The following is a 5,601-nucleotide window of genomic DNA, read 5'->3' on the forward strand; positions in this document are numbered from 1 at the left end:
CGCCTTCACAGTGAAGGCGGTTTTTTATTAGCTGCAACGTCCTTGCGCTGGCAGAACGTCCCTTTCCTCTTTTTTCCCGCGCGTCACGAACTTACGCAGCGTCACGTAGAACACCGGCGTCAGGAACAGGCCAAACAGCGTCACGCCCAGCATCCCGGAGAAGACGGTGATCCCGGTGACGCCGCGTACTTCTGCCCCCGCGCCGTGGCCGAGGATCAGCGGAATGGTCCCGGCAATAAAGGCGATGGAGGTCATCACAATCGGGCGTAAACGCAGGCGGCACGCCTCCAGCGCGGCCTCCATGATCCCTTTCCCCTGGATTTCCAGCTCGCGGGCAAACTCCACGATAAGAATGGCATTTTTACAGGCCAGCCCCATCAGGACCACCAGCCCCACCTGCACGAACACGTTGTTATCGCCACCGGTCAGCCAGACGCCAAACAGTGCGGAGAGCATCGTCATCGGCACGATGAGGATCACCGCCAGCGGCAGCGTCCAGCTTTCGTACAGCGCCGCCAGCACCAGGAACGCCAGCAGTACCGCGACCGGGAAGACGATCAGCGCCGTATTGCCCTGCGTGGCCTGCTGGAAGCTCAGGTCCGTCCATTCAATATTCATCCCGTTTGGCAGGATCTGCTTAGACATACCCGCCAGCTGCGTCATCGCCTGCGTGGACGAAAGCACACGCGGGTCGGCATCGCCAATCAGATCCGCTGCCGGGTAGCCATTGTAGCGAATCACCGGGTCCGGCCCGTAGGTGGTCGTGATATTCACCATACTGCCAATCGGCACCATTTCGCCCTGGCTATTGCGGGTGCGTAAGTTCGCGATATCTTCCACGCTGTCGCGGAACTGCCCGTCCGCCTGCGCCATCACGCGCCAGGTACGGCCGAACTGGTTAAAGTCATTCACGTACGACGAGCCGAGATAGGTTTGCAGCGTCCCGAAAAGATCGGTCAGCGACACGCCCTGCGCTTTCGCCTTATCACGGTCAACCTGCACGTCCAGCTGCGGAACGTTTGCCTGGTAGGTTGAGATCGGGAAATGCATCCCCGGCGTCTGCATAATCGCCCCGGACATGGTGTTCACCGCGTTTTGCAGCGCACCATAGCCCAGACCGGCGCGATCCTGAATGTACAGGGAATAACCCGACCCCTGACCCAGCCCTAAAATCGGTGGCGGCAGGATGGAGAAGCCAAAGCCCTCCTGGATTTGCGCGATTTTCGCGTTGATCTCCGCGTTAATTTCCGCCGCGGAATGCTTACGCTGGTCGAACGGCTTCAGGCCAAAGAAGACCGTCCCGGTGTTCGGCGTGTTGGTGAACTGCAGGGCATTCAGCCCCGGGAATGCCACCGCATAGTCCACCCCTTCGGTATTCATCCCGATTTCACTCATTTTGCGGATCACCGCGTCGGTGCGCGCCAGCGAAGAACCTTCCGGCATTTTCACGCCGCCAATCAGGTACAGTTTGTCCTGCGTCGGAATAAACCCGCCGGGTACCGCTTTAAACATTACGCCCGCCGCACAGAGCAGCAGCAGATAGACTGCAAACACCGCGCCGCGACGTCCGAGGGTTTTACCCACCAGCCCCTGATAGCCGTTCGAGCTGCGGTGGAAGAAGCGGTTAAACGGACGGAAAAGCCAGCCGAACAGTCGGTCGATAAGCCGGGTCGGCATATCTTTCGGCGCGCCGTGCGGTTTTAACAGCAGGGCCGCCAGCGCCGGAGAGAGCGTCAGCGAGTTGATGGCGGAGATCACCGTGGAGATGGCGATCGTCACCGCAAACTGCTTGTAGAACTGACCGGTCACGCCCGAGAGAAACGCCATCGGCACAAACACCGCGCACAGCACCAGCGCAATCGCGATAATCGGCCCGGAGACCTCACGCATCGCCTGATGCGCCGCCGCAAGCGGTGCAAGCCCCTCTTCAATATTTCGCTCGACGTTTTCCACCACCACGATGGCGTCATCCACCACGATACCGATGGCCAATACCAGCCCGAACAAACTCAGGGTGTTGAGCGAGAAGCCCAGCAGGTAGAGGATGCTGAAGGTACCCACCACCGACACCGGCACCGCGATCAGCGGAATGATCGACGCACGCCAGGTTTGCAGGAACAGAATCACCACCAGCACGACCAGCACTACCGCTTCCAGCAGCGTTTGCACGACCGCCCGGATGGAATCACGCACAAAGACCGTCGGATCGTAAGGTGCCGCCCACTTCATATCGTCCGGGAAACGCGTGGACAATTCGTCCATTTTGGCGCGCACCGCGTTAGACAAGTCGATGGCGTTCGCCCCCGGCGACTGGAAGATACCAATCCCGACCGCGTCTTTATTGTTCAGCTGAGAACGCAGCGCATAGCTGCCGGAGCCCATCTCAATTCGCGCCACGTCGCGCAGGCGGACAACCGTACCATCCTGCGTGGTTTTCAGAACGATATTGCCAAACTCTTCTTCAGTATGCAGACGGCCCTGGGCGTTAATGGAGATCAGGAAATCGCTCTCTTTCGGCAGCGGCTCGGCGCCAAGCTGACCGGCGGACACCTGAACGTTCTGCTCCTGCATCGCCGTCACCACATCCGAGGCGGTCAGCCCGCGCGCAGCCACTTTATTCGGATCCAGCCAGATGCGCATCGCGTATTCGCCCGAGCCGAAGATCTGGATCTGACCCACGCCAGGCAGACGCGCCAGCTCATCCTTCACCTTCAGGGTGGCGTAGTTACGCATGTACAGGGAGTCGTACTTACCGTTGGGCGAAAACAGATGCACCACCAGCGTCAGCGTCGGCGACTGTTTCTGGGTGGTAATGCCCAGACGACGCACGTCTTCCGGCAGACGCGCCTCGGCCTGCGCGACACGGTTTTGCACCTGAACCTGCGCCTGATCCGGGTCAGTCCCCGGACGGAAGGTCACGGTGGTGACCAGCACGCCGTCCGAGCCCGCGACGGATTTCATGTACATCATATTCTCAACGCCGTTGATCGCCTCTTCCAGCGGCGTCGCCACGGTCTCGGCAATCACTTTCGGGTTGGCGCCCGGGTACTCCGCGCGCACCTGAACGCTTGGCGGCACGACGTCAGGATATTCGCTCACCGGCAGCAGCGGGATGGCGATCAATCCTGTGATAAAAATCAGAATCGACAGGACGGCGGCAAAAATCGGCCTGTCGATGAAAAAGCGGGAAAAGTCCATAGATTGGATTCTCAGGTCAAGGGATCAGTTGAGGGCGGCGCTGGCGGTCATGGCAACGGTTTTGGCGTTAACCGGCATTCCCGGCATAAACACTTTTTGCAAACCCTCGACGATGACTTTATCGCCAGGGTTCAGCCCCTGCCGCACGATGCGTAAACCGTCTGCCAGACGCCCCGGCGTAATGTCGCGGCGCTGGGCTTTCCCCTCTTTATCCACGATGTAGACGTATTTGCGATCCTGATCGGTCAGCACCGCTTTGTCGTCGATAAGCGTGGCTTTGAATGCCGCGCTGCCCGGCAGGCGTACGCGGGCAAACAGCCCCGGTGTGAACTGACGTTGGGAGTTATCCAGCAGCGCACGCATGCGGATGGTGCCGGTACTCGGCGTGAGCTGGTTGTCCAGGAAATCCACTTTGCCCTGATGGGGATAGCCTTCTTCGCCCGTCAGGCCAATCTCAACCGGCAGCGCCATATGATTGCTGGACGCCCCCTGTCCGCTGCGGGCGAGGTTTTGATAGTGAAGATAGGTCGACTCATCCACATCGAAATAGACGTAAACCGTCTTCTGCGAGACCAGCGTGGTGAGCACGCTGGCGGTATCGCCCGCGGTGACCAGATTACCGCTGGTGATCAACGCCCGGCTGGCGCGGCCATCGATAGGCGCGGTCACTTTAGTGAAGTCCAGGTTGAGCTGCGCTGCGTCTACTGCCGCCTGCGCGGCGCGAATGTCGGCCTGCGCCTGAACGGCGGCCGAGCGACGCTGCTCCCACTCTTCCCGGGAGACCAGGTGAGAAGCGATAAGCTTATCGGTACGGTTAGCCTCACTTTGCGCCAGGCTGGCCTGCGTTTTGGCCCTCGCCAGGTTCGCCTGCGCCTGTTCCAGCGCGGCGCGGTAGGTTCGGTCATCAATGGTGAACAGCACCTCGCCCTTTTTCACTTCCTGGCCGTCGGTGTAATTCACTTTATCAATGTAGCCGGAGACGCGCGGGCGCAGCTGAACGCTTTCCACCGCTTCAATCCGGCCGTTAAAACTATCCCACTGGCTGATGGATTTCACGACCACGTCAGCAGCACTGACGGTGGGTGCGGGTGGCGCGGCGTTTTGCGCGACGCTGTTATCACATCCGACGAGCAGCGCGGAGATCAACATCCCCCCCAGCGCGCTCAGATAAACGTTTCCCCAGGTTTTTTGCAGGCTCATTATTTTTATTCCGGTAATTGTAGCTGCCGGGCAAGACGCAGCGGGAGGCGCCGCGCCACTTCCTTTGTCCGGTAGCTGGCTTAAGGCCACTTGTGTCGTTCATCGCCACAAAACTGTAACAGTTGCGAGTACACTATCGCGGCGATTGTAGGAAGGCGCTTAACTAAGTGCAAGAATAATTGTTGCACTTTATGTGCTATTTGTGTCGATGTGAAAAGACCCGTTTCGGACAGGGATTTAAATGCAACAATAAAACTTGCAATTAACGGAAAAACACGCCACCTTTAAATGCAACAGACAAAGATACTTTTTCTACGCTGCGTGGGGGTAATCAGATGAACACTGGCGCATTTATGCACGATTTACTCGACTGGATCGACAACAACCTGGACAGTCGTCTGGACATTGAGACTGTCGCCAGGCGATCCGGCTATTCAAAATGGCACCTGCAGCGCCTGTTTAAAGAACATACGGGCTATCCCCTCGCCGGGTATATTCGTGCGCGAAAGCTGCAAAAATCGGTTGAACGGTTAACCCACAGCGACGAACCGATTCTGAACGTGGCCATCGCCCTGGGCTTTGACTCCCAACAGTCCTTCAACCGCAGCTTCAAGCGTCAGTATGGCCAGGCTCCTGGGGCATGGCGGCGCAGCATGGGTGGCCCGGAACCGCAGTCGATGCGCCAGTAACACACATTTTGCTGCAACTTCAATCCATAGCTGCTATACTGTATATAAATACAGTATAGCGAGGTGCACGATGGCTGTTGAAACAAAATTTGTTGTCGTAAGAAAAGGTGAAGAGAAAATGACATTTGCCAGTAAGAAAGAGGCTGACGCTCACGACAAGCTGCTCGATATGGCCGACGCGTTCACCGACTGGCTGTTGCAAAGCGGAATGCAGATGGACGAAACGCAGGCTGAAAATCTTGGCCTGTATCTCGCAGAGCAGAAAGAGACCGTGCAGCATATTCTGCGTACCAGCAAGCTTCCCGCTCTCACTGCCCCAGCTGCAGCGGATAAACCAGAATCCGATGCGGCTGACACGAAAAAAATCAGGGCTGTGAAAGCGGCCTGATTGTCAGAAAATCATCACCTATCCGAAACCCGTAAGCAGATAACTGCTTACGGCATGGCATTGATGACAACCCCTGACATAAACAATTGACCTGTCTTTCTTGCCGGGTGGCGCTGCGCTTACCCG

4 protein-coding genes are annotated in these 5,601 nt (G+C 57.9%); 2 read left to right on the forward strand and 2 right to left on the reverse strand.

From position 1 onward, the window contains the following. Positions 1 to 27: 27 nt before the first annotated feature. Positions 28 to 3,198 carry a multidrug efflux RND transporter permease subunit OqxB gene (gene oqxB, locus LDK53_RS19825; RefSeq protein ID WP_225287879.1) on the reverse strand — a complete coding sequence of 1,057 codons (3,171 nt, stop codon included), beginning with the start codon at positions 3,196 to 3,198 and terminating at the stop codon, positions 28 to 30. Positions 3,199 to 3,222: 24 nt separating this feature from the next. Continuing rightward, the gene (locus LDK53_RS19830; protein ID WP_059385300.1) at positions 3,223 to 4,398 is read right to left on the reverse strand and encodes an efflux RND transporter periplasmic adaptor subunit; all 1,176 of its coding nucleotides are present in this window, start codon (positions 4,396 to 4,398) and stop codon (positions 3,223 to 3,225) included. A gap of 335 nt (positions 4,399 to 4,733) precedes the next feature. Between LDK53_RS19830 and LDK53_RS19835 the strand changes: the two genes are divergently transcribed. Further along, positions 4,734 to 5,087 carry a helix-turn-helix domain-containing protein gene (locus LDK53_RS19835; RefSeq protein ID WP_045284868.1) on the forward strand — a complete coding sequence of 118 codons (354 nt, stop codon included), beginning with the start codon at positions 4,734 to 4,736 and terminating at the stop codon, positions 5,085 to 5,087. A gap of 70 nt (positions 5,088 to 5,157) precedes the next feature. Then, a complete protein-coding gene (locus tag LDK53_RS19840; protein WP_225287880.1) occupies positions 5,158 to 5,475 on the forward strand; it encodes a YebG family protein in 318 nt (105 codons plus the stop codon). Positions 5,476 to 5,601 lie beyond the last annotated feature (126 nt).

The organism is Enterobacter sp. K16B (genome assembly GCF_020216105.1).
Lineage (GTDB): Bacteria > Pseudomonadota > Gammaproteobacteria > Enterobacterales > Enterobacteriaceae > Enterobacter > Enterobacter sichuanensis.

Excerpts from the sequence above, each read along its gene's own strand:
- oqxB (WP_225287879.1), bottom strand. The coding sequence starts at position 3,198 with ATGGACTTTTCCCGCTTTTTCATCGACAGGCCGATTTTTGCCGCCGTC.
- LDK53_RS19830 (WP_059385300.1), bottom strand. The coding sequence starts at position 4,398 with ATGAGCCTGCAAAAAACCTGGGGAAACGTTTATCTGAGCGCGCTGGGG.
- LDK53_RS19835 (WP_045284868.1), top strand. The coding sequence starts at position 4,734 with ATGAACACTGGCGCATTTATGCACGATTTACTCGACTGGATCGACAAC.
- LDK53_RS19840 (WP_225287880.1), top strand. The coding sequence starts at position 5,158 with ATGGCTGTTGAAACAAAATTTGTTGTCGTAAGAAAAGGTGAAGAGAAA.